The 21,244-nt window shown below is 62.4% G+C and carries 21 protein-coding genes; 12 read left to right on the top strand and 9 right to left on the bottom strand.

Going from position 1 to position 21,244, the window contains the following annotated elements; genetic code table 11:
* Together P0M12_RS08525 and P0M12_RS08520 are read right to left on the bottom strand one after the other, a co-directional pair.
* The gene (locus tag P0M12_RS08525) at window positions 1-954 is read right to left on the bottom strand and encodes an ABC transporter permease (RefSeq protein ID WP_047272018.1); all 954 of its coding nucleotides are present in this window, start codon (window positions 952-954) and stop codon (window positions 1-3) included.
* Between the two features lie 36 nt (window positions 955-990).
* Window positions 991-2,628: an ABC transporter substrate-binding protein gene (locus P0M12_RS08520; RefSeq protein ID WP_134929666.1), complete on the bottom strand. Its 1,638-nt coding sequence runs from the start codon at window positions 2,626-2,628 to the stop codon at window positions 991-993.
* A gap of 662 nt (window positions 2,629-3,290) precedes the next feature.
* On the opposite strand from P0M12_RS08520, the gene P0M12_RS08515 reads away from it, so the two are divergent.
* The 4 genes from P0M12_RS08515 to P0M12_RS08500 all read left to right on the top strand — a co-directional run bounded on the left by P0M12_RS08515 (window position 3,291) and on the right by P0M12_RS08500 (window position 7,384).
* The gene (locus tag P0M12_RS08515; RefSeq protein WP_277377589.1) at window positions 3,291-4,352 is read left to right on the top strand and encodes an FAD-binding oxidoreductase; all 1,062 of its coding nucleotides are present in this window, start codon (window positions 3,291-3,293) and stop codon (window positions 4,350-4,352) included.
* Window positions 4,353-4,470: 118 nt separating this feature from the next.
* Window positions 4,471-5,658, top strand: coding sequence for an ATP-binding protein (locus tag P0M12_RS08510; RefSeq protein WP_042924931.1), 1,188 nt, complete (start codon window positions 4,471-4,473; stop codon window positions 5,656-5,658).
* Window positions 5,655-6,374, top strand: a complete 720-nt coding sequence (locus P0M12_RS08505; protein WP_003940327.1) for a M50 family metallopeptidase — start codon at window positions 5,655-5,657, stop codon at window positions 6,372-6,374. The genes P0M12_RS08510 and P0M12_RS08505 overlap by 4 nt, the downstream gene beginning before the upstream one ends.
* A gap of 173 nt (window positions 6,375-6,547) precedes the next feature.
* On the top strand, window positions 6,548-7,384 hold the full coding sequence (locus tag P0M12_RS08500) for an NAD(P)-dependent oxidoreductase (protein ID WP_277377588.1): 837 nt from the start codon (window positions 6,548-6,550) through the stop codon (window positions 7,382-7,384).
* Window positions 7,385-7,438: 54 nt separating this feature from the next.
* Here P0M12_RS08500 and P0M12_RS08495 read toward each other — a convergent pair whose 3' ends face one another.
* A complete protein-coding gene (locus P0M12_RS08495) occupies window positions 7,439-8,446 on the bottom strand; it encodes an NAD(P)H-dependent glycerol-3-phosphate dehydrogenase (protein WP_003940093.1) in 1,008 nt (335 codons plus the stop codon).
* 97 nt (window positions 8,447-8,543) lie between these two features.
* On the bottom strand, window positions 8,544-9,272 hold the full coding sequence (locus tag P0M12_RS08490; RefSeq protein ID WP_030536531.1) for an FCD domain-containing protein: 729 nt from the start codon (window positions 9,270-9,272) through the stop codon (window positions 8,544-8,546).
* Between the two features lie 133 nt (window positions 9,273-9,405).
* Between P0M12_RS08490 and P0M12_RS08485 the strand changes: the two genes are divergently transcribed.
* The 4 genes from P0M12_RS08485 to P0M12_RS08470 all read left to right on the top strand — a co-directional run bounded on the left by P0M12_RS08485 (window position 9,406) and on the right by P0M12_RS08470 (window position 12,966).
* Window positions 9,406-10,794: a gluconate:H+ symporter gene (locus P0M12_RS08485; protein WP_003939838.1), complete on the top strand. Its 1,389-nt coding sequence runs from the start codon at window positions 9,406-9,408 to the stop codon at window positions 10,792-10,794.
* Window positions 10,795-10,806: 12 nt separating this feature from the next.
* Window positions 10,807-11,337, top strand: coding sequence for a gluconokinase (locus P0M12_RS08480; protein WP_003940404.1), 531 nt, complete (start codon window positions 10,807-10,809; stop codon window positions 11,335-11,337).
* 76 nt (window positions 11,338-11,413) lie between these two features.
* Entirely contained in the window at window positions 11,414-11,851 is a 438-nt protein-coding gene (locus P0M12_RS08475) for an SRPBCC family protein (RefSeq protein WP_007729979.1), read from the top strand.
* A 143-nt stretch (window positions 11,852-11,994) separates the two neighbouring features.
* Window positions 11,995-12,966 carry an alpha/beta hydrolase gene (locus P0M12_RS08470; protein ID WP_030536535.1) on the top strand — a complete coding sequence of 324 codons (972 nt, stop codon included), beginning with the start codon at window positions 11,995-11,997 and terminating at the stop codon, window positions 12,964-12,966.
* Window positions 12,967-12,972: 6 nt separating this feature from the next.
* On the opposite strand, the gene P0M12_RS08465 is transcribed toward P0M12_RS08470, so the two are convergent.
* The 3 genes from P0M12_RS08465 to P0M12_RS08455 are packed head-to-tail and all read right to left on the bottom strand — an operon-like array spanning window position 12,973 to window position 15,246.
* Window positions 12,973-13,776 (bottom strand): transglutaminase-like domain-containing protein, encoded by an 804-nt coding sequence (locus P0M12_RS08465; RefSeq protein ID WP_030536536.1) that lies wholly within the window; start codon window positions 13,774-13,776, stop codon window positions 12,973-12,975.
* Between the two features lie 58 nt (window positions 13,777-13,834).
* A complete protein-coding gene (locus tag P0M12_RS08460) occupies window positions 13,835-14,401 on the bottom strand; it encodes a nucleotidyltransferase family protein (RefSeq protein ID WP_037128704.1) in 567 nt (188 codons plus the stop codon).
* A 2-nt stretch (window positions 14,402-14,403) separates the two neighbouring features.
* Window positions 14,404-15,246, bottom strand: a complete 843-nt coding sequence (locus P0M12_RS08455; RefSeq protein WP_019745522.1) for an alpha/beta hydrolase — start codon at window positions 15,244-15,246, stop codon at window positions 14,404-14,406.
* A gap of 146 nt (window positions 15,247-15,392) precedes the next feature.
* Here P0M12_RS08455 and P0M12_RS08450 point away from each other — a divergent pair, with 146 nt between their 5' ends.
* Window positions 15,393-16,502 carry a DUF6670 family protein gene (locus tag P0M12_RS08450; RefSeq protein ID WP_277377587.1) on the top strand — a complete coding sequence of 370 codons (1,110 nt, stop codon included), beginning with the start codon at window positions 15,393-15,395 and terminating at the stop codon, window positions 16,500-16,502.
* A gap of 18 nt (window positions 16,503-16,520) precedes the next feature.
* Window positions 16,521-17,096 carry an AAA family ATPase gene (locus P0M12_RS08445; protein WP_277377586.1) on the top strand — a complete coding sequence of 192 codons (576 nt, stop codon included), beginning with the start codon at window positions 16,521-16,523 and terminating at the stop codon, window positions 17,094-17,096.
* Here P0M12_RS08445 and P0M12_RS08440 read toward each other — a convergent pair.
* Window positions 17,079-17,723 carry an SUMF1/EgtB/PvdO family nonheme iron enzyme gene (locus P0M12_RS08440; RefSeq protein ID WP_030536540.1) on the bottom strand — a complete coding sequence of 215 codons (645 nt, stop codon included), beginning with the start codon at window positions 17,721-17,723 and terminating at the stop codon, window positions 17,079-17,081. The two genes, P0M12_RS08445 and P0M12_RS08440, sit on opposite strands and share 18 nt — an antisense overlap.
* A gap of 26 nt (window positions 17,724-17,749) precedes the next feature.
* Window positions 17,750-19,270: a PucR family transcriptional regulator gene (locus P0M12_RS08435; protein ID WP_277377585.1), complete on the bottom strand. Its 1,521-nt coding sequence runs from the start codon at window positions 19,268-19,270 to the stop codon at window positions 17,750-17,752.
* A 175-nt stretch (window positions 19,271-19,445) separates the two neighbouring features.
* On the opposite strand from P0M12_RS08435, the gene P0M12_RS08430 reads away from it, so the two are divergent.
* On the top strand, window positions 19,446-19,910 hold the full coding sequence (locus P0M12_RS08430) for a nucleoside deaminase (RefSeq protein ID WP_003940577.1): 465 nt from the start codon (window positions 19,446-19,448) through the stop codon (window positions 19,908-19,910).
* On the top strand, window positions 19,907-21,238 hold the full coding sequence (gene codB / locus P0M12_RS08425) for a cytosine permease (protein WP_030536542.1): 1,332 nt from the start codon (window positions 19,907-19,909) through the stop codon (window positions 21,236-21,238). Before P0M12_RS08430 ends, codB begins: the two co-directional genes overlap by 4 nt.
* Window positions 21,239-21,244: the final 6 nt, after the last annotated feature.

The raw sequence follows: 21,244 nt of genomic DNA, 5'->3' as shown, positions 1-21,244 counted from the left end.
TCATCCCTTTCCTGCGTACCGCATGCGCGGGTCGACGAGGAGAGCTACCACGTCCACCGCCAGGTTGACGACAATCACGAAGGCGCCGAGACACACGGCCAACCCTTGTACGACGGGTAGGTCCTTTTCGGTGACCGACTGCACCATCAGCGAACCGACTCCCGGTACGGAGAACACGGTCTCGACGAGTACGGCGCCGGACAGCGCAGCGATCAGTATCAGACCGGCCGCAGTCACCACCGGCATTGCGGAGTTCCGTAACGCATATCGGAAGAAGACCCGTGAGGGGTCGAGACCACGAGCTTTCGCGAATGTCATGTAGTCCTGCCGGAGCACGTTGAGCGCTCCGGCGCGTGTCTGCCGGATCAGCAGTGCGATGAGCGCGATGCCGAGTGCTGTTGCTGGCAGGGTGAGGTGCACCAAGCGATCGAAGAATCCATTGCCCACGCCGTAAACGGGGAACAGTCCGAGCTCGAGTCCGAATACGAAAATCAGCAACATTCCGACTGCGAAACCTGGTGCACTCATACCTATTACGGAAGCCATCGAGATACCTCTGTCCACCCATTTATCGCGCTGATACGCCGCTGACATTCCGCAGGGGACCCCGATCCCGACCACCAAAACAAGTGTGTACACCGCCAGTTGGATCGAGACCGGTAGGTGATCGGTGATGATGCCGGTCACCGGCGCACCTGATCTGGTCGACGTCCCGAAATCGAGCTGCAGTGCATCGACCAACCAGTGCCAATACTGAACAAGGAAAGGATCGTTGAGGTGATGTCGTGCCTCCAGGGCCGCGATCAGTTCGGGTGTGCTCGGACGAGAGCCGACAAGGACGGCAATTGCAGAGCCTGGCGTCACCGACAGCAGACTGAACACCAGAAAACTGATTACCAGAAGCAGCGCGGCCGACACCACGAGTCGCTTGCCGATGAACGCCGCTACTGCCATCTCAATCGAACCTCGTTGTGTGGGAGAGATAGTCGTTCACGACGTTGCCTTCACTGCGGTAACCCACGAACCGTTGACGAAGTCGTAGAAGGACATGTCGCGATCGAAGGCGAACCCGTCGGCAATTGCGTAGACCAGATTCGGATTGAACAGCGGGACGTACGGAAGTTGTTCGTGGATGCCGGTCAAGATGGTCTGGGCGGCAGTCCATCGGTCCAGGGGTGAGGTCGATCCGTTCAGGACGGGCAGCGCCTGTTCGACGGAATCGGTAGACCAATTCGAGGCGTTGAATTTCGGTGCGACAGCGTTCTCCTTTCCGACGACGGAGCCGATCAATTTGGGGTCGGGCGTCGATGCGGTAATCGACAGGAATCCGATTCCGGGAACCTTGTGGGCGTACAGGTCGGAAATCCATTGGGTCTGGGTGATGGGCTTTGGAACAACGGTCACACCGAGTGGCGCCAGGTTTTGTTGCAGGTTGAGTACCGTCAGTTCCGTCCAGTTCACGTTGTCGGTGTAGGGGACCTCCACCGTGAATCCCTGGGGGTGCGACGAGGCGGCAAGTTCTTGCGCCGCAAGGTTACTGTCGAACTCGATTCCGCCGATTCCGTCCAGGAAGGATTGCGCGTTCCCAGGGGAACCGGCGACACCGGTCAACATTTCCGGAGTTGCCAAACCCTTCAATATCGCGGAGTCGTTGCCGAATGCCGCCTCTGCGATTCCTTTTCGATCGATCGAGTGCGCGACGGCCTTCCGCACGTGGACATCGTCGAACGGACTCGTACTGGTATCGAACGTCAAATACGTGAGCTTGGTCAGAGGGACCTCGATCGTGTCGATTCCACCGATCTGCTTCCACTGTGACTGCTTCTTGATGTCGGCCACATTCGCAGCTTGGATGTCGCCGGATCGCATTGCCAACTGAGCGGTGTTGCCGTCCGGAATCACGTCGAACTTCAGCGTTTCCGGTGCAGGTTGCTCCGACCAGTAGTCATTGTTACGGACAAGTTGCACACCGGAACTTGAATATTCTTGGACCCGGTACGGGCCAGTGCCCACCGGAACCGCTTGCGCAGTACCCAATTCGGCAGCATGTTCTTCAGCGAACCTTGCCTGTTGGATCAGTCCGAATAGCGCGATGCTCTGCCTGGCAACCGGATCGGGATGCGACAACTTCACAGTCACCCGCATCGGTCCGGTTTGTTCGATGCTTTCGAGACTTTCCAGCTCGCCGGCAGTTTGCGCCCCGGCTGCGGAATCAGAGACGTGCCGAAGGCTCCAGATCACGTCCTCCGGGGTCAGTAGAGTTCCGTCGGAGAATCGCACGTCGGACCGGATGACGTAGTCGATGGTCGTCGGGTCAGGAACCGATACGGCTTCGGCGAGATGAGGTCGCAACTCTCCTTCACCGGAAAGCCGTTCCAGCGGTTCGGTGAACAGGGTCTGAACCTGCATGGAAGGACCGAAATCCTTAGTGATATCTAAGGAGATCGGAGCCGCTGCAAGAGCGAAGGTGAAGGCGGGTATCGGATCGTCGGTGATCGTTCGAGTCTGTGTGGCGCCCGGTGCGGAGCCACACGCGGAAACCACGAGGACGAGTGCTGTTGCCGATACCGCGTACGTGGCGGTTCGCGTGTAAGCGCGCATCGCGCGATGTAGAACTGGCTTCTTCAAGCGTCAACTCCCTGTTCACGAAAACCCAACCGGATATGACGGGTAACGCTACGGAGATGTAGGTCACATATCGTTAGACGATTGTCGAATCCAGCGCGGATATTTTTCGACGATCGGAAGAGTGCTTTGGAAAGTCCCGAGATACAGAGTCAGAGCAAAGATTGCACGCCAACGCGTTCAGACGGAAGCCGGGATTTCAGTATCGGTGTTCTGGGGGTGATGCGACCTGAAGTCGGGATCGGTTGTTGGAGGGCTTCTTTAGGGCCTCGGCCACGACTGGGCGTTCACCAGTGCGACCCGTCGCCAATGTCGACAGCCTCAAAGCATCAGCGCGCGGATGACCTCGGGTTACCTGATCGGCGACTTGGCGACAAGACTGGGCGGGCTTTACGCCCGGTCTGGCGGGCCTGTCGGTGCCCACAGGCGGTTGTTGTTCTCTTTTGGGAACTGCTGCGTGTACTCCGATGACTGGTGACCGCAGGTTCACCGCGTGGGGAGTGGCTCGAGTTTAGGGTGCTCGGCGTGCAGTGCTCGTCCATACCTTCGAACGGGCGGTCGCTCTCGCCGCCGAGCGGGAACAGGCCTAGTCCTCCATTAACCGCCGAAGTCCTCGCATCCAAATCGAGTGGATCCAGGTTGCGGCTCGCAGATATGGTCCACTGGTGACGCATCCGAATGGTCGAAACGACAGCCCGATCCTGGTGATTGGTGCCGGTGTCGTCGGCGCGTCGATCGCGTATCACCTGGCGCGCGTTGGTCTCCGAGTCACCGTGCTCGAGCGGGGCTCGGTGGCGGGAGGGGTGACCGGCAACTCGTTTGCCTGGGTCGGCCTCTCGAAGAGTGCAGCAGAAACCTACTCCGATCCGTTCCGACATGGCGCCGCACTCGAGCTCGACCGACTGGAGCGCGAACTCGTCGAGCCATTCGGTCTGCGCCGCAGAGGCGCGATCACGTGGGAGACGACGGAAGCGGAGACTCGAAAGTTCGTCGACGCGCATCGAGCACTCGGCCATCCCGTCGACCTCATCGGTAAAGAGGAAATCCTTGCTCGTGAGCCGGGATTACGGACGGCCCCGTTAGTGGCAGCCTGCGCGCCTGATGACGGTGGCGTTGATCCGGTTGCGTTCGCTCGATCGCTCCTGCGAGGTGCCGAAGAGTACGGTGCCACAGTGTATTCCGATGTCAGTGCGCTCGGGGTGCTCACGGAGGGCATGAGAGTGTGCGGAGTAATGACTGCCGACGGTCCCGTCTACGGGTCGGCCACCGTGCTCGCTGCGGGTACCGCGATTCCTGGACTCGCGGCGTCGGCGGGAGTCGACGTCGAGGTCGACGCCTCCCCGTGTTGCCTCATCAGATTCTCGACGCCCCACCCATTGGTGAACGGAATACTCTCCTCTCCGGATTTCGAGATCCGGCAATTGGACGACACGACACTGATTGCGGCTGAAGATGTTCCGGTCGGGTTCTCCGGAGATGCTCGTGAGCTTGCGGGGCCGACGCTGCACGCGATCCGCAGTCAGCTCGAGGACGGTGACCAAGTGGAACTGATCGAGGCGGTAGTCGCTGACCGTCCCATCCCGCGTGGTGGCCGCCCGCTGCTGGGCTTCGCCGAAGGCGTGTCGGGGCTCTATCTGGCCGCGACGCATCCGGCGATCATTCTGGCCGGAGCAATTGGAGCCCATGCGGCCGGGGACTTCGCCCGAGCGTCAACCCTGGACGGTTAGACGACGACGCCGGAGCCCGGTTCGACAAGGTCGAGCCGATATTGCGGTTCCTAGTTCTCTCTAGGACACGCGCTAGAGAGCGGGATATTCGTCTACTCGGCTTGTACCGTCGATGGGCATGGACCCCGTGCGCAATCCGTATGCCCCCGGTGCCGGTCAACGCCCGCCGGAACTCGCCGGGCGCGACAAGCAGATCGACGCCTTCGACGTCGTTCTCGAGCGAATTGCGCGTGGCCGCCCGGAACGAAGTGTTGTCCTCACCGGCTTGCGTGGCGTCGGCAAGACCGTCCTGCTCAATCAGTTGCGTTCGGCCGCGATCTCCCGAAGCTGGGGGACAGGCAAGATCGAGGCGCGCCCCGATCAGGATTTACGACGCCCACTCTCGTCGGCGCTGCACATGGCAGTCCGAGAGATCGCAGTCTCCCATCGCGATCCGGAGCGGGTCGAGCAGTTCCTCGGAGTCCTCAAATCGTTTGCCCTACGCGCCACTGCGGACAAGGGAATGCGGGAGCGCTGGCAACCAGGCATCGACGCACCCGCGATCAAAGGCCGGGCAGACAGCGGCGACATCGAGATCGACCTGGTCGAGTTGCTGCTCGACGCGTCGTCGCTGGCCAGGGATGTCGGCGTCGGGATCGCAATCTTCATCGACGAGATGCAGGACCTCGGTGCCGCGGATGTCTCGGCGATCTGCGGGGCCTGCCACGAGTTGAGTCAGGACGCGGCACCGTTGATCGTCGTCGGGGCGGGGCTTCCGCATCTGCCTGCTGTGCTGTCGGCGTCGAAAAGCTACTCGGAGCGCCTGTTCAGCTACCACCGGATCGACCGCCTCGAGCGTGAAGCTGCAGATCAGGCACTGATTGCGCCTGCCGAGCGTGAGGAGGTCGAGTTCACCGAATCCGCGCTCGACGCTCTGTACGAAGCGGCTGACGGGTACCCGTACTTCGTTCAGGCCTACGGGAAAGCCACGTGGGATGTGGCGGCGTCGAGTCCGATCACGGCAGAAGACGTGCGCGTCGGCGCACCGACGGCTGAGGAAGAACTCGCTGTCGGTTTCTTCGGATCGCGGTACGAGCGAGCAACACCTGCGGAGCGTGAGTACATGCGCGCCATGGCCGATCTCGCCGGTGACGACGGGCCCGTCGCAACCGCGAAGATCGCCGTCGAGTTGGGGCGCAAGCCGGCTTCCCTTTCGCCGGCACGCGATGGACTGATCAAGAAGGGACTGATCTATTCGGCAGAACGTGGATCCATCGGATTCACGGTCCCGCACTTCGGCCGATACCTGCGCGGACAAGCGGAGTGAACGCGCTCGAAACCGCGTGGGATCGGGTGGCGGCGCTCAGTCCCAATCCGCCGGCCTGGGTGGTTCAACTGGCCGCGTTGATCGCCGTGATCATCGTTCTCGAACCGCACCTGTGGCGGATCGCCCGCAACGTCGTCACCATCGCACACGAGGGCGCTCATCTGATCGTCGCAGTCCTGGTCGGTCGACGGTTGAAAGGTCTTCGCCTGCATTCGGATACGTCGGGTGTTGCTATTTCGTCGGGCAAACCGACCGGCTTCGGCGTCATTCTGATGACGTTCGCGGGTTACGTCGGTCCGTCGATTCTCGGACTCGGCGCGGCCGGGTTGTTGGGCGCGCAGCGCGCGGTCTCGGTGCTGTGGATCGGCGTATTCGTCATCGCGGTGATGATGGTCCTGATCCGAAACCTCTACGGAGTCTTCTCACTTGCCGTGGTGGGAGCCGTGTTGTTCGGACTCGTCTGGTGGGGGACCCAGGAGCAGCAAGTGGCCGCAGCGTACTTCCTGACGCTCTTTCTCCTCTTTGCCGGACCACGCCCGGTCGTGGAACTTCAACGGCAGCGAATGCGACGAGGCGGGGCACCGGACTCGGACGCCGACCAATTGGCCAGGCTCTCACCGATACCCGCGATCGTCTGGGTCGGGTTGTTCCTGCTCGTGAACGTCGCGGTGCTCGTGCTCGGCGGATGGTGGATTCTGCGCCCGGTGGGTGGCTGACCGGATTGAGCCTTTGTCCCGTCAGGACAACGGACCAACGATTGTTGATGCTCTGCGGACGTAGTCATCGCATGAAGGCGCTCATATCGTGGAAGTCGACGAGTGGTCGTGTGGGGACTTCACGCGGCCACACCCGCAGCGACGAAGACCGTCGACGATGACAAGGATTCGTTTTGGACGACAAGAACTTCCGCGGAAGAACCGCGATCATGTCCGGGGGAAGCCGTGGCATCGGACTTGCCATCGCCCGTGCGATAGCGCGCCGCGGCGGAAACATCGTGTTGCTCGCCAAGACCGATACGCCGGATCCCAGGCTGCCCGGAACTATCCACACGGCTGTGGACGAGTTGAACGATCTCGAGGGTCATGCCGTTCCGGTCGTCGGCGACGTGAGGAACGACGACGACATCGCGCGGGCCGTGGCTGCAGCGGTGGAGCACTTCGGTGGCATCGACATCGTGGTCAACAACGCGAGCGTCCTCGACATCTCGAAAACCGAAGATCTCGCGATGAAGCGATTCGATCTGATGCAGCAGGTCAACGTCCGTGGCACCTTCGCGCTCACCCGCGCGTGCCTTCCGTACCTTCGGGTTTCGGCTAACGCGCACGTATTGACGCTGTCGCCACCGCTCAACTCTTCGCCGCACTGGTTGGGTGCTCATCCGGGCTACATGCTGGCCAAATACGGAATGACATTGGCGGCCTTGGGCATCGCCGCAGAGTATTCAGGTGCACCGATTTCGAGTAATTGCCTGTGGCCGGAGACCATGATCGCCACGGCCGCTGTCGGAAACCTGCTCGGGGGAGACGACAGTTTCGAGCACTCGCGTTCACCCGAGATCATGGCCGATGCGGCTGTCGAGATTCTCGGGCGTCCCGCCGGCACGGATACCGGTCGTACAGTGCTCGACGTCGAGATCTTGCGCGAGGCGGGGATCTCGGATTTCTCGCAGTACGGCGGTCAGTCACCGTTGGCGACCGACATCTTCGTCGACGCTCCAATTCCGTGATCTCGGGCGATCTACAGGTATCTAGCCAAATCGCTAGATACCTGTAGATCTTCCTCACGCCACTTCGTGCTCGCCGCCCGGGGCAACCTTCTGAAGTCCGCGATATGCGTCGCTGGCACTTTGGCGACCGCCGATGACGGCCTCGACCTCCGCGGCAATCGGCATGTCGACACCGTATTCACGGGCCAGATCCATGACGGTAGGGGCAGTCTTCACGCCCTCGGCAACCTGGCCGAGCTTGGCGACCGCCTCCTCGACGGTCAATCCCTGCGCCAGAGCTTCGCCGACGCGACGGTTCCGAGAAGTCGGAGCCATGCAGGTGGCAATCAGATCGCCGACGCCCGTGAGGCCGGCAAAGGTGCGTGGGTTGGCGCCCATCGCCTCACCGAGTCGGGTCATCTCGGCGAGACCGCGTGCGAGCACCATCGCACGAGTGTTGTCACCGACTCCCAGACCGTCGGCCATGCCCGAGGCGATGGCAACGATGTTCTTGAGGATGCCGCCGAGTTCGCAGCCGAGCACGTCGGTGTTGCGGTAGACGCGGAAGACCGACGACGCGAACAGGGGTTGCAGCGCGGCGGCGACGCGATCGTCCTGGGTGGCCACGACCGATGCCGCGGCCATGCCGTCGACGATCTCCTTGGCGATGTTGGGGCCCGCGAGCAGTCCGACGGGATGGCCGGGCAGGCACTCGGCGATCACTTCGGTGGGGCGCTGCCGGGTGCCGGGCTCGAGACCCTTGGACAGTGACAACACCGGGACCCACGCCCGAACCTCGTTGGCGATCTCGGCGAGGGTGGAGCGAACGGCGTGCGAAGGCACCCCGCATACGAGTACGTCCGCTTCGCGGGCGGCTTCGACCAGATCCGAGGTTGCCTTGAGCCCCTTGGGAAGTTTGCGCTCACCAAGGTATTTGGAGTTGGTCCGTTGCGAATTGATCTCGTCGGCTGCTTCGGAATTGCGTGCCCACAACAGGGTCGGGGTGTTGCGGGCAGCGAGGCCGGCCACCGTGGTTCCCCACGATCCGGCACCGAGGACGACGACGCGTACCGGGCGGGCCATCAGAGTGCGCTGTTCTGGGTAGCGAGTGCTGTCATGGCGCCAAGCGTTCCACTTGCGGAGCAGTTGCGGGCCAATTCCGCCGAGTCTGTGGCTCGACTTACAGATGAGGCGGCGGTTCGGGGCTTTCGCGCATTGTTTCGACCGCTTCTGCGGATTCCGCGACGATCGAGCGCATGGCGGCTTCCGCGGCGTCGGCGTCTCCGGCCTGAATGGCCGATGCGACCACTCCGTGCAGGTGAATCGCTTCGGGGTCGGCCTCGTGGGGCATCAACGAGTGGCGGGTGCGGCCTTCGAGTATCTCGACGACGATCTGCGACATCGCCCGCAGCATCGGGTTACCGGAGGCGGCGAGCAGGGTGCGGTGGAAGTCGGAGTCATGGCCGAGATAGGCGCCGGTATCGGCAGCGCGAGAGGTAGCTGACATGCCGATGACGGCTGCAGTGAGAGCGCCGCACTGCTCAGGTGTGGCGCGAGTTGCGGCGAGTCGCGCAGCCAGAGGTTCGATGCCGGAACGGAGTTCGCTGAGGATAGACAGCTGCTCGAACCGATCAGGACCGGCCAGTTGCCAGCGGATGACATTGGGGTCGAGCGAGTTCCAGTGTTCGGAGCCCAGGATGGTGATTCCGACGCGTCGACGAACCGAGGCAAGTCCGAGGGATTCGAGAACGCGGACAACTTCGCGGATGACGGTTCGCGACACGTCGTAGCGCGTTGCCACCTCGTCGGCGGAGATCGTGGTACCCGGAGCGAGCACACCACCGACTATGTCTTGGCCGAGCTGTTCCAGCATCGAGTCGTGTAACTGCTGAAACGGGACAGAAGGCATACGTAGATCGTCCCATGCGTATGGAGTAAGCCCGGTGGAAGCCGAATAAATACTACAAATTAGTGTCTGCTCTTGAAATTGTAGGTTAATTAAGGAACAGTGACCTCAATCACTCATCGGACTGGGAGTCCCTATGAACACCACAGCATTGCTGGCGGCCGAGGTCGTCCCCGCTGGTAGCGACGCACGATTGATCATCGCTGCAGTCGCCGGCGTCGCGGTTATCATCGCGCTGATCACCTGGCTCGACCTGCACCCCTTCCTCGCACTGTCCATCGGTGCGGTTGGTGTCGGTCTGGCGGCCGGCCTCGGATCGGCCGAGTCGGTCGCGGCGTTCGCCACCGGCTTCGGGTCGACCATGGGAAGCGTCGGAATCCTGATCGGTTTCGGCGCGATGTTCGGCAAACTCCTCGCCGATTCCGGCGGTGCCGACCGAGTGGTCGACACGCTGGTCGGCCGCTCCAGCACCAAGGCGCTTCCGTGGACCATGGCTCTGGTCGGCGCAGTGATCGGTCTGCCGATGTTCTTCGAAATCGGTCTCGTCCTGTTGATGCCGGTCATCATCCTCGTCGCGCGGCGTTCCGGCTTGTCCCTGATGCGCATCGCGATCCCCACCCTCGCCGGCCTCTCGGCCATGCACGGGTTGGTTCCCCCGCACCCCGGGCCGCTGGTTGCAGTCTCGGCTTTGAACGCAAACCTCGGCCTCACCCTCGCACTCGGTGTCCTCGTCGCGATCCCCACTGTTGTTCTCGCCGGACCGGTCTTCAGTAAGTACGCCGCACGGTGGGTCGACGTGAAGGTCCCGGATCTTTTTGTCACAGGCGAAGATCGAGGCGAGGAAGAGAAGAAGCAGCGTCCCTCGTTCGCGGCTACTCTCGCAGCGATCCTCCTCCCGGTTGTTCTCATGCTGGGCAAAGCATTTGCAGACGTGATCGCACCCGATTCCGAGGCACTCCCCAAGTCCGTCCTCGACTTCCTCGGAACACCCGTTGTGGCTTTGGGTCTCGCGGTTCTGGTCGGTATGGTGCTGCTGGGTCGCGGCGGCGGAATGGACCGCAAGGCCATCTCGAAGTCACTCGAGAGTTCCCTACCTCCCATCGCAGGCATCTTGTTGATCGTCGGCGCCGGTGGCGGTTTCAAACAGGTCCTGATCGACACCGGTATCGCCGGAGTGATCGCCGACGCGATCAAGGGCAGCAGCCTTCCCGTGCTGTTCCTGGCCTGGCTGGTGGCGGTATTGATCCGCGTCGCAACGGGTTCGGCGACGGTGGCAACGGTGACGGCGTCGGGCATCCTTGCTCCGGTTGCGGCCGATCTCTCGTCCGCACATGTCTCGCTGATGGTCTTGGCGATCGGCGCAGGCTCGCTCTTCCTCTCGCACGTCAACGACGCCGGATTCTGGTTGGTGAAGGAGTATCTGGGCGTCAGCGTGGTACAGAACCTCAAGACCTGGACCGTGATGGAATGCATCATCTCGGTATCGGGCCTGGCCGGAGTGCTCGTGTTGAGCGCATTCATCTAGGTAGGCGAGCACATGAACAGCGAAGCGGCACAGCAGAAGCAGTACCCCGTGCTCGTCCTGATGGGTGTCTCGGGTTCGGGAAAGTCGACGGTCGGCGGCATGCTCGCCGGAGCGATGGGCTGGGACCTTCAAGAAGGCGACGATCTGCACCCGCAGGCGAACATCGACAAGATGGCGACCGGGCATCCGCTGAACGACGAAGACCGCTGGCCCTGGCTCGACAAGATCGCCGTCTGGATCAAGAGCCATACCGACGCCGGTCAGCCGGGCATCGTTACGTGTTCGGCACTCAAGCGCAGCTACCGCGACGTGCTTCGCGGTGAGCACGTCGTGTTCGTGCACCTCGCCGGTTCGCGGGATCAGATCGGCCAGCGATTGACCGCTCGCCTCGATCACTACATGCCCGCCTCGCTGCTCGACTCCCAGATCTCGACACTCGAGGCCGTCGACCCGGACGAACAGGCCATCGTCGTCGACGTGGGCGGGAGTCCCGCCAAGATCGCGGAGGAGATCCTGCGACGGGTGGAGACATTCGAATACTGAGCAAGCCCGGCGTGTAGGCACCCGCGGTTCGGGTTACGGTGCTTGGGTGACTGCTGCTGCGCAGACGGACTGAACCGTGACCGACTTCGACTTCCACAGCGTCTGGACGCTTCCTGCCTCTGCTGACCGCGTCTACGAGGTTCTCGCGGATGCCGAACGGTATTCGCAGTGGTGGCCTCAGATACGCCGAGTCGGGACGATCGACGAGCATTCAGGCTCCATGTCCATCCGCAGCGCTGTCCCTCTGACGCTGCTGGTCTTCGGGCGACGCGAGGTGGAAGACTCAGTTGACCGCTTTCTGAAAGTGCGTCTCACCGGCGCAATGACCGGGTGGAGTAGCTGGGCGGTGCGCCCCGCTGGATCTGGTTGCACAGCCGAATTTCGGCAACAGGTAGCGGTGTCCGGAGCGCTTGGTCTGGCCGCGAAGGTCGCGAAGCCGCTGTTCGAGTGGAATCATGAAGCGATGATGCGTGGAGGGCACCGCGGACTGTGCGCATATCTCTCCCGGCCGTGATCGCGACCAGAACTTGCACACGCTCGAGCAATTGATCCATACCCGTCGTGTCATTTTGACGCAGCGTCAGTTATCGTTCACATCAGCAGCCGACAAGTATGTGTAACTCAAATGCACAAAACGGCTTGACCTGGGAGGACGCTATGCGGACGCGAGATTCGACGGTATGGCATTGGAACGTGAGTCCGCGAGCGCGGGTCATCTTCTGCCTGACCAGGACGTTCGTGAAGCCGATGTTCACCCTCTGGCCGACCACCGAACGTGGTATCCGCCAACTCGAGCGACTCGACGCGATGGCGGACAAACTGCCGAAGCCGAAGAACCTCGATATCGAGCCTTTCACGCTGGGTGGTGTGCCCAGCGAGAAGGTGCAGCATCCACGCAAAGCGCAGGGCGAGTTGGCCGGCGCCACGATCCTCTACTTCCATGGAGGGGGATTCGTCTTCTGCGGTCTGGCAACGCACCGGGCACTGTGCGGTTTGCTCTCTGCGAAGGCCGGAGTACCGGTGATCTCCGTGCGCTACCGCCAGCTGCCGGAAGGTTCCATCGGCACCTCGGTCAAGGACGCAATGGCCGCGTACACCGCGTTGCTCGAGACAGCCGAAGACCCGAACAAGATTGTGGTTGCCGGTGACTCGGCGGGCGGATACCTGGCCATGAAGGTCGCCGAAATTGCCGCACTGCGCGGAATCACGCGGCCCGCTGCCGTGGTGGGATATTCCCCTCTTCTCAACGTGAACCTCGAGGACCATGATCCCGATTTCATGAAACGTGATGCCTACCTACCGATGTCACAGGTGGAAAAGCTCAAGGACCGGTGGCTCGAGGGTCCGGACGAGATTCCCGGTGCGCAGTCGCCGATCAACGCCGACGCCAGTCTGATTCCGCCGTCGTTCCTGGTGTCCGCCGAATACGAACTGATGCGTCCCGACGTCGAGATCATGACCGAAAACTTGATCAAGGCAGGACAAGCCGTCGAAACGCACATCTGGAGTGGGCAGATCCATGCTTTCCCGGTGATCGGGAAAGCTCTTCGGGAGGGGAAGGCGATCGTCGATCTCACGATCAAGTTCCTCGAGCGAACGATGGCCTCGCAGAACCAGATCAGCGCCTGACGCTTTTCAGCCGATCGATGTGAGTGTTGCGTAGTCGTCGTTGTCGAGAACGCCGTCGACGACTGCGCGAACTTCCGAGGCGTGCAACGTGATCGAACCGCCGTGATTGTCGAGGAAGGCTGTGTCTGCGGCATCTCGGCCGGTCGAGATGCGCACAAGATTGCTGCGCGGCGCCAATTGCGTTGCATCGACCACGCGCCAGACGTGGTCGATATTGGCTTCGACTACGGCGTGAAAATCCATCGGATCGCAGCCCGGCGCGTAGACGGCCACCAGTCGAGCGGGAATCCCCACGGCGCGCAGCAGTGAGATGGTCAGGTGCGAGTAGTCGCGGCACACTCCGGCGCCGGCGAGCAAGGTGTCGACCGCACTGTCGGTGCCGCGACTGGTGCCGGGAACATAACTCAAATGTGTACTCACCCAGCGAGTGACTTCGAGGAGGAGTTCGGCCGGGGGAGTGGCGAGATCGAATTGCCCGGCGACAAAACCGAAGAACTTGTCGGCCTCGGCATACCGGCTGGGGCGCAGATATTTCGACACGTCGTAGTCGCTGACCGACGCCGGTTCTGCGCGGCCGATGACGGTTGCGTCGTAGCTGACGATCAGTTTGCCTGGGGCACAGTCGAGTAGGTGAATCCGGGTACCGTGTTCGGCGGTGATCTCGCGGGGTTCGAGCGGATTGCCGTCATGGACGAACGACATCGTTTCCAGCAGTTCGACACCCGGCGCGCGCGTCACCGCGATCTTGAACTCCAGGTTGGTCGCCTCGTCGATCTCGATGTCGAGCAGGGCGGCGACGGTACGTTTCATCGGGCCATCTTTACACCGAATACGGACACCCACCACCTGGGAGGATTGTGACGTGCGATCAGGCTTCGGGGTAGTCGACGTCGACGCCGCTGCTGAGGTCGCTGCACTCCACCAACTCGACCCCGTGTTCGCGTAGGTAGGTGTTGGCGCCGCCGTCCCCGGTGAGTGACTTTGCAAGCGTCGGCCAGTGGTCGCGTCCGATCAGGACGGGATGGCCGGGACGGCCGTGAAAGACAGCTCTTCGCAGTATGTTTCGTGATGGGGAGCTGTGACCCACGATCCGCGTCACGGTGTCGGCGTTGAGGTCCGGGACGTCGACCAGAGAGATCGCTGCCGCATCTGCGTCGTCGATTCGCATGGCGGCCTCGAGTCCGCAGCGCAGTGACGCGCTCATTCCGTGTTGCCAATCCGATATCACCACAATGACATCGGTGGTGGGCAGTAGTTCGAGGGCGTCCTCTGCCTGCGCGCCGAGGACCACGATGACCGGTGAGAGGCCTGCGGACTGCAGTGTCGTCACCCCGTGGTGGAGCCAAGACTGACCCTCGGTGTTTGTGACGAGCGCTTTGGGTTTGCCCATGCGGGATCCGGCCCCGGCCGCCAGCAGGATCCCGCACGTAGACATGACTATGCTCCGGTGACCCGCGGACGCAGCCACTCGATCAGATCGTTCAGAACTTCTTCCTGCTCAGGCTCGTTGAAGATCTCGTGGTACAGGCCGTCGTACACCTTCAAGGTGACATCCGAAGAGCCGGCCAGATCTGCGACGAGCTTGCTGCCGGCCGGGTCCGTCAAACGGTCGTCCGAGCCGTGTTGAAGCAGTACGGGAATGGTGAGCGAGGGCAGGCGCGCCGGGAAGCCTTCCGCGGCGGTGATCATGCCGCGCGCGATACCGGCGGGAACCTTGCCGTGGTGAACCAGCGGGTCGGCGTTGTACTTGTCGACGACCTTCTGATCACGCGATACGGCAGCAGCTTCCAGGTTCTCGACGGGCACGTCCGGGAGGTATTTGCCGACGATCTTGCCCAACTGCATCACGATCTTCGGAGTGCCGGTTGCGATGATCACCGCAGGTCCGGACAGGGCGAGGGCTTTGAGATCGGCCTGATGGTCGAGGGCGTAGGAAAGGGCGATCGCGCCGCCCATGCTGTGCCCGAGCAGGAACTTGTCCTTGCCGGGATGTGCCGCCGTCACGATCGAGAACAACGTGTGGACGTCGTCGGTGAAGTCGGAGAATTCCTTGAGGTGAACGCGCTTGCCGCCAGAGCGTCCGTGCCCGCGATGGTCGGGTGCATACACGATGAGCCCGAGTTCCCCGAGCCGCGCAGCCACGTGGTCGTAGCGCCTCGCGTGTTCGCCGAGTCCGTGGCACAGGACGAGAACCCCGGTGGGTTCGCGGTCCGGTGTCCACACGTCGTAGACGATCTTGGTACCGGCGACTCCGGTGAACGACGACTCTTCGTGCTGCATTGTTGCGCCCTCTCTGCGACCGGTTCCGGTACGCGGATTCTCACATGCTATTCGCCCGGTGGGCAGGGCGCGGGTGTTCAGGGTGTGAGGTCGTCGAGGAAACTTCGACACTTGTTTGTTACGGCTGGTTACATTAACTTAGGGGCGTGACCGGACAAACCGTTGATCGTTCCGACCCTGTTCCCGCCACCCGCTCGCGCCGATTGTGGCGACCCGCGGTTCGGGCTTTGCTGGACGGCGCGCTACCGCTGATCGACAAGCGAATGGCGGAATCGGTACGCCCGTTCGATCGGCCCGAGATGCTGCGTCCGCACCTGGCTTCGCGGAAGTTTGCGTGGACGCACTACGGGATCTTCGTTCCCCGGCTGCCAGGGCCTTTCCGTTACCTCAACACCATGACGTTGATCGGTGCAACCGGGACGGTGGTGTTCGACAACGACTATCTCGCTGCACCCGACGCGCGAAACACCGCAACCGTGCTGAGTTCCACCGCAGCGCCGGGCCATCACTTCTACCGGGCGTACGACGCTGCCGATGAGTGTGCGTTCGAAGAAGATGGTTCGCGAATCGCCTTCGGTGACAACCTGTTCATCGAGAACAGCTATCCGAACTTCCGAGTCACCGGGCGATACGACTCATTCGACGTCGATCTCGAGATCGTGGCAACGGACCAAGCGTCGTGGTTCGTGCGTAATCCCGTCTACGACCACGTCAGTCTGCTGGCACAGTGCTCCGGAACAATTGCGAGTCCGGATGGACCGGTGAGTATTTCGGCTCCGTGCACCGTCGAGTACGCGCGGTGCATGACACCGCAATCGTTGACTCGCCGCGCGCTTCCCGAGTCGTGGAAGCTCCCGGCCGACTTTTTCACCTACCAGATCGTTCAACTGGACGACCGGCATCAGTTGTTGCTCACCGATGTTCGAGCGTCAGGGGTTACGGCGTGCAAGCTCGCCTACATTCGGACTGTCGACGGTAGTGCGAAGGTCTTCGACGACGTCGAGTTCGACGTGCTCGAGTACGCCGACGCATTGCACGTCGACCCACAGGGTCGCGAGATGCGTGTGCCGCGCGTACTGCGTTGGCAGGTACGCGATCACGGCAGGACGGTCGTGGAGTTCGAGGCCGAGATCGACTCGGAGTGGCGCTACGGTCACGGCAAGGGATACGTCGGCGCGTATACCTACCGGGGAAGCTTCGACGGTGCGTCGATCAACGGCACCGGTTACATCGAATGGGTGGACTGCGAAGTGTAAGGCCCCTAGGGTGTATCGGTGCCTTTCGTAGACCCCGCCGCGCTGACGATTCGTCCGCAGAAGATCCTTGTCGCGGGGACTTCCGGTGCCGGAAAGACGACTCTCGCCGGTCGAATCGGGCGGCTTCTCGAGATCGAACACACTGAGCTGGACTCGCTGTTCCACGGGCCCGGCTGGATTCCGCTCGACAGTTTCGAAACCGAAGTACGACGCTTTTCCAGCGAGCCGGCCTGGGTGACCGAGTGGCAGTACGGTGCGGTGCGTCGACTTCTGGCCGAGCGTGCGGACCTGATGCTGTGGTTGGATCTGCCTCGGCGGACGGTGATGCGCCAGGTGATCACACGAACCGTGCGTCGGCGATTGCAGCGAGAGGTGTTGTGGAATCGCAACATGGAGCCTCCACTGCACACCATTCTGTTCGATCCGGATCACGTGGTGCGCTGGGCCTGGCGAACCGACGGACGCAACGCCGAGCGAATGGCCACGGTTCTTGTCGATGTGCCGTCGTTGCCGATAGTTCGGCTGCGCAGTCGAGAAGAGATCGAGGCTGTGCTCGAAGTCCTCGGCCGTCTGCCCTCAGATCGTTTGAGCTAGGCGAAATCCCAGGTCGTCGATTGCAAACGTCGGATGGCTTCGCCTCCTTACGGTAGCGCCGCAACCGCGCTCGCTTTCGGCCCAACTGCCGCCGCGGAAGATCCGGTACGTGCCGTAGACCTCGGGGTCGTAGAGATCCCAGCACCATTCCCAGACATTGCCGATCATGTCGTACAGGCCCCAGTTGTTGGGTGCCTTCGTTCCGACGGGACGAGCCCTACCCTCTGAATTGTCGCTGTACCAAGCAATCTCGTCGATCTCGCCGTAGCGGTAGCCGGAGGTGCCGGCCTTGCATGCGTACTGCCACTCGGCCTCGGTGGCGAGCCGGTAGCCAGTTGCGCCCCGGTCCCACTGCGGAGAATCGGTGTCGACGTCTCGATATGCGGGTGTCAGACCGTCCGCGACCGAAAGTGCGTTGCAGGTTGCGATGGCGTCCTTCCATGAAAGGTTGACCGCTGGTTTGCTCGAATCGTCCGACGAATCTCCGTGAAGCAGCGCCCTGGTGGTGAGATGGCGTGCGAGGCGGAAGGATTCGACTTTCGAGGTCCACGCAGTACCTTTGCGGTCGTCCCGAAGGTGCACCTCGCCGGCAGGGATCTCGATCATCAACTCCGCTGCTCCGGTCATTCGTTCATCATCGCAGAGGTTGTCGCTCACCCGGGGAGACGCTCGAACGCTGCTTGTGGATCAAGGCCGGTGCGCATGCGCCATGCGGTCAGCGCAAGCCCGAGGCAGACCACCTGTGCCGGATCGTCGAGGGAAACACCCATCAGCTTCTCGATACGCGTGAGCCGTGCATAAAGCGACTGACGCCGAATGCCGAGGAAATCCGCGGTTCTCGCCTTGCCGCCCCGATGTGCGAGGTACGCGTCGAGCGTTCGGACGAGATCGGCGGAATGTGCTGTGTCGTATGCGATCAGCGAACCGAGTTGCTCGGTTACGAACATGGACAGCGAAGCGGGTGTCGTTCCGGCGGCGAGCAGTCGTTGGACGCCGACGTCCCTCGCGAGGATCACTCCGGTCCGGGTGCCGAAGCGCCGCGCGATCTGGACGACTTCGCGAGCTTGCGCGACCGCAGCCCCGACGCCCGACAGGTCCGCGACCGGCGTCGCCACTCCGAGCGTGCGTACCGCGGAACCGCCCGGCCCGCGGCGTAGCAGCTCGTCGGCTTCGGTGAACGCAGTCCGCACTCGAGCGGGGGATGCGGACGCCCACCCGTGCGCGAGCACGATGACGTGATTGGCCGCAGTCCCGACGACACAGGAGCCGAGCACGGCCCGTACGGCGTCGCGTACTTGGTCAGCGAGCTCTCGAACCGGGGTTTGCCGATCGATGTCGACAGCGGCGACGAGGACGTGGTGCCCCTCCGACAACGGCGTCCACCCGGCCGCTGTCAGTCGCTCGGACAAGTCGCCGTGCGATGTGAGCACACCGCCCACCACGTCGGTGATCACCGATTGGGCGAGTGACTGTCTTGGGCCGAGATCGCCGTGACGGCCGAGTTCCAGAGCTACCGCGACGGCGGCGCAGTTTGCGACGGCGGTTCGGCGTGTGGTTGCCGGCCCGCACAGGACAAGTCGACCGAGTGAGTTCGTCGGGCCGCGTACGTCGTGGATAGTGCGTTCGGTCTCGGATCGCTCTGCGCCGGTTGTGCTGCGCTCGACGGTTCTGCCATCCGCGTCGAGCAGATCGACGCCGCACCCCGCGAGTCGTGACACTTTGTCGAGCAGCGCGGTCATGCCCTGGCCTGCAACCACGAGACTCAGAAGTTCTTGCCAGACAGGCTCGCCCGCTTGCGCCGAACCGAGAGTGCGGCGGAGCATGAGGTCGTGAAAGTCTTCGACCATCCGCTCGAAGGGCACTACTGCGTGCAGGGCCAAGAACGCGAGTCCCCGTCGGCGCGAAGCTTCGACGAGTTCGGGAGGGGCCGTGAGGAACGAGCGCCCGACTTCCATCGCGAGTGCGACGCATCCCGCGTCCGCCAATTGGTCGATGTAGGCGGTGAGCTGCTCGGGAGATCGCCCGTGCAGACCGAGGCCCGTGGTCAGAAGGACCTCACCTCCGGACAGCAGCCCACCCATCTCGTACACCTCGGACGAATGGACCCAGCGGACCACCGCGGTATCGATGTCGCCCGCGAGCACCTCGATTGCGGCGGCCTTGAACGAGGGCATCGCAAGAACTTGTCGCAGAGTCGGGAGCATTTCTATATCGTCCGCCGAGGGGGCACTTCGTCATAGAGCTAGTTCTGCCGAACTGACAGGTTGTCCCTTGTCGGGCTGTTACCACCGTGGTCGGATTGTGACACGAGCCACAATCGACGATTTTGGTCAGACTCCAGGAGCGCACATGAATCATCCGGCACACACCGATGAGTATTTTCTCGGACTTGCGATCGAACAGGCGAAGATCGGTTGGGAGGAGGGCGGCGTGCCGATCGGCGCGGCGCTGATTCACCGGGGCGAGGTTCTCGCAGTCGGACGTAACCGTCGGGTCCAGATGAACAGCGCCATCCGTCATGGAGAGACCGACTGCATCGAGCGCGCCGGACGACTGCCGGCCTCGGTGTATCGCGAGTGTGTCCTCTACACGACTTTGTCGCCGTGCTTCATGTGCGCCGGAACTGCGCGCCTGTACGAGATCCCTCGAATCGTGGTCGGCGAAAATCGTTCCTTCGAGGCATCGGAGGAATGGTTGCGCAGCAGCGGAATTCAGGTCGACGTCGTCGACGACGCGGAGTGTGTGGCACTGATGGACCGCATGCTGGCCGAGCGCCCGAGCCTGTGGCTCGAAGACATCGGCGAAGTTGTATGAGCAGCGCCGTCGAACCTGCCACGGTCGCAGGCGATTCGGAGAGCCCAGGCCACCCGGTCGATCCTGACTATCCCGTCACTCCGGTTCCGCTTCATGCACGTAAGCCGTTCTTCTCGCTCGCGGTGGTGTTGTTGGGGTTCACCATCTTCACGCCGACGATGTTGGCCGGAGCAGCGCTCGGTACCGCGTTCTCGTTCTGGAAACTGATGGTGGTGATCGCCGCCGGATCCGCCATCTTGGGGGTCTACGTCGCCATGATGGGGTTCGTCGGAGCCCGAACCGGACTGACTACAGTTGTGATGGCGCGCTACAGTTTCGGCACTCGCGGGTCCAAGCTCGCTTCGATCCTGCTGGGCGGTACTCAGATCGGCTGGTACGGAGTCATCATCGGCACGATCGGTGATCTCACCGCGCAGGCATTGGGCTGGGAGTCCTATCTCGCGCGGGCGTCGGTGATGATCGCGGCGAGCATCTTGATGTGCGTCACCGCCTGCTACGGCTACCGCGGAATGTACTGGGTTTCGCTCGTCTCGACGCCCTTGATCCTGGCGTTGGCCTGCTGGGTCGTGTTCCGGTCCCTCGAAGAGGTCGGTGGATTCTCCGGCCTGGTCTCGGTTCAACCGCAGACGACCATGACGATCGCGCTCGCAATCACCACTGTCGTCGGCACGTTTGTATCGGCGGGAACGCAAGCGCCCAACTGGACCAGATTTGCTCGCTCCGGATCACAAGCGGTGTGGGCCTGCGTTATCGGGTTCCTCCTCGGAAACGGATTGATGATCCTGTTCGGCGCCATCGGAGCCATCACGTTCCACGAGGGTGACTTCGTGTTGATCCTCTACAACCTCGGGCTTGTCGGCTGGGGCCTGGTCTTGCTGTTCGGAAACCTCTGGAAGAGCAACGCAGACACCGCATACGCCTTCGGAGTGGCCGGTGCCGAACTGTTCAGAAAGCCTCGCAAGACCCCGTTCGTCATCGGTGGATGTGTGATCGGCACGGCGCTCGCTCTGACCGGTGTGCACAACCATCTGGTCGACTACCTGAGTCTGCTCGGAACTTTCATCCCGCCATTGGGCGGCGTGATCATCGCTGACTTCCTGTGCCGGTGGCGGCGAGGCATTCCCGAGGGATACACCCCGCAGCCGGTCCACTGGCGAAACCTGGCCGTCTATGCCGTCGCAGCGTTCCTCGCTTGGCTTTCCGGTGAGTTCGAGGTGGGAATCCCACCGCTGATCGGAATCGTGGTAGCAATTGCTCTGACGATGTTCCTGCACAGGGCGTTTGGCAACAGATCGGCAGATCGGGAGGTCTCGACCTCCACCGTCTGAATCATG

It is taken from the genome of Rhodococcus sp. RCBS9 (assembly GCF_029457415.1).
Lineage (GTDB): Bacteria > Actinomycetota > Actinomycetes > Mycobacteriales > Mycobacteriaceae > Rhodococcus_F > Rhodococcus_F qingshengii.
Note: the sequence above shows the minus strand (reverse complement) of the source record. Positions and strands in the feature narration are given on the sequence as shown.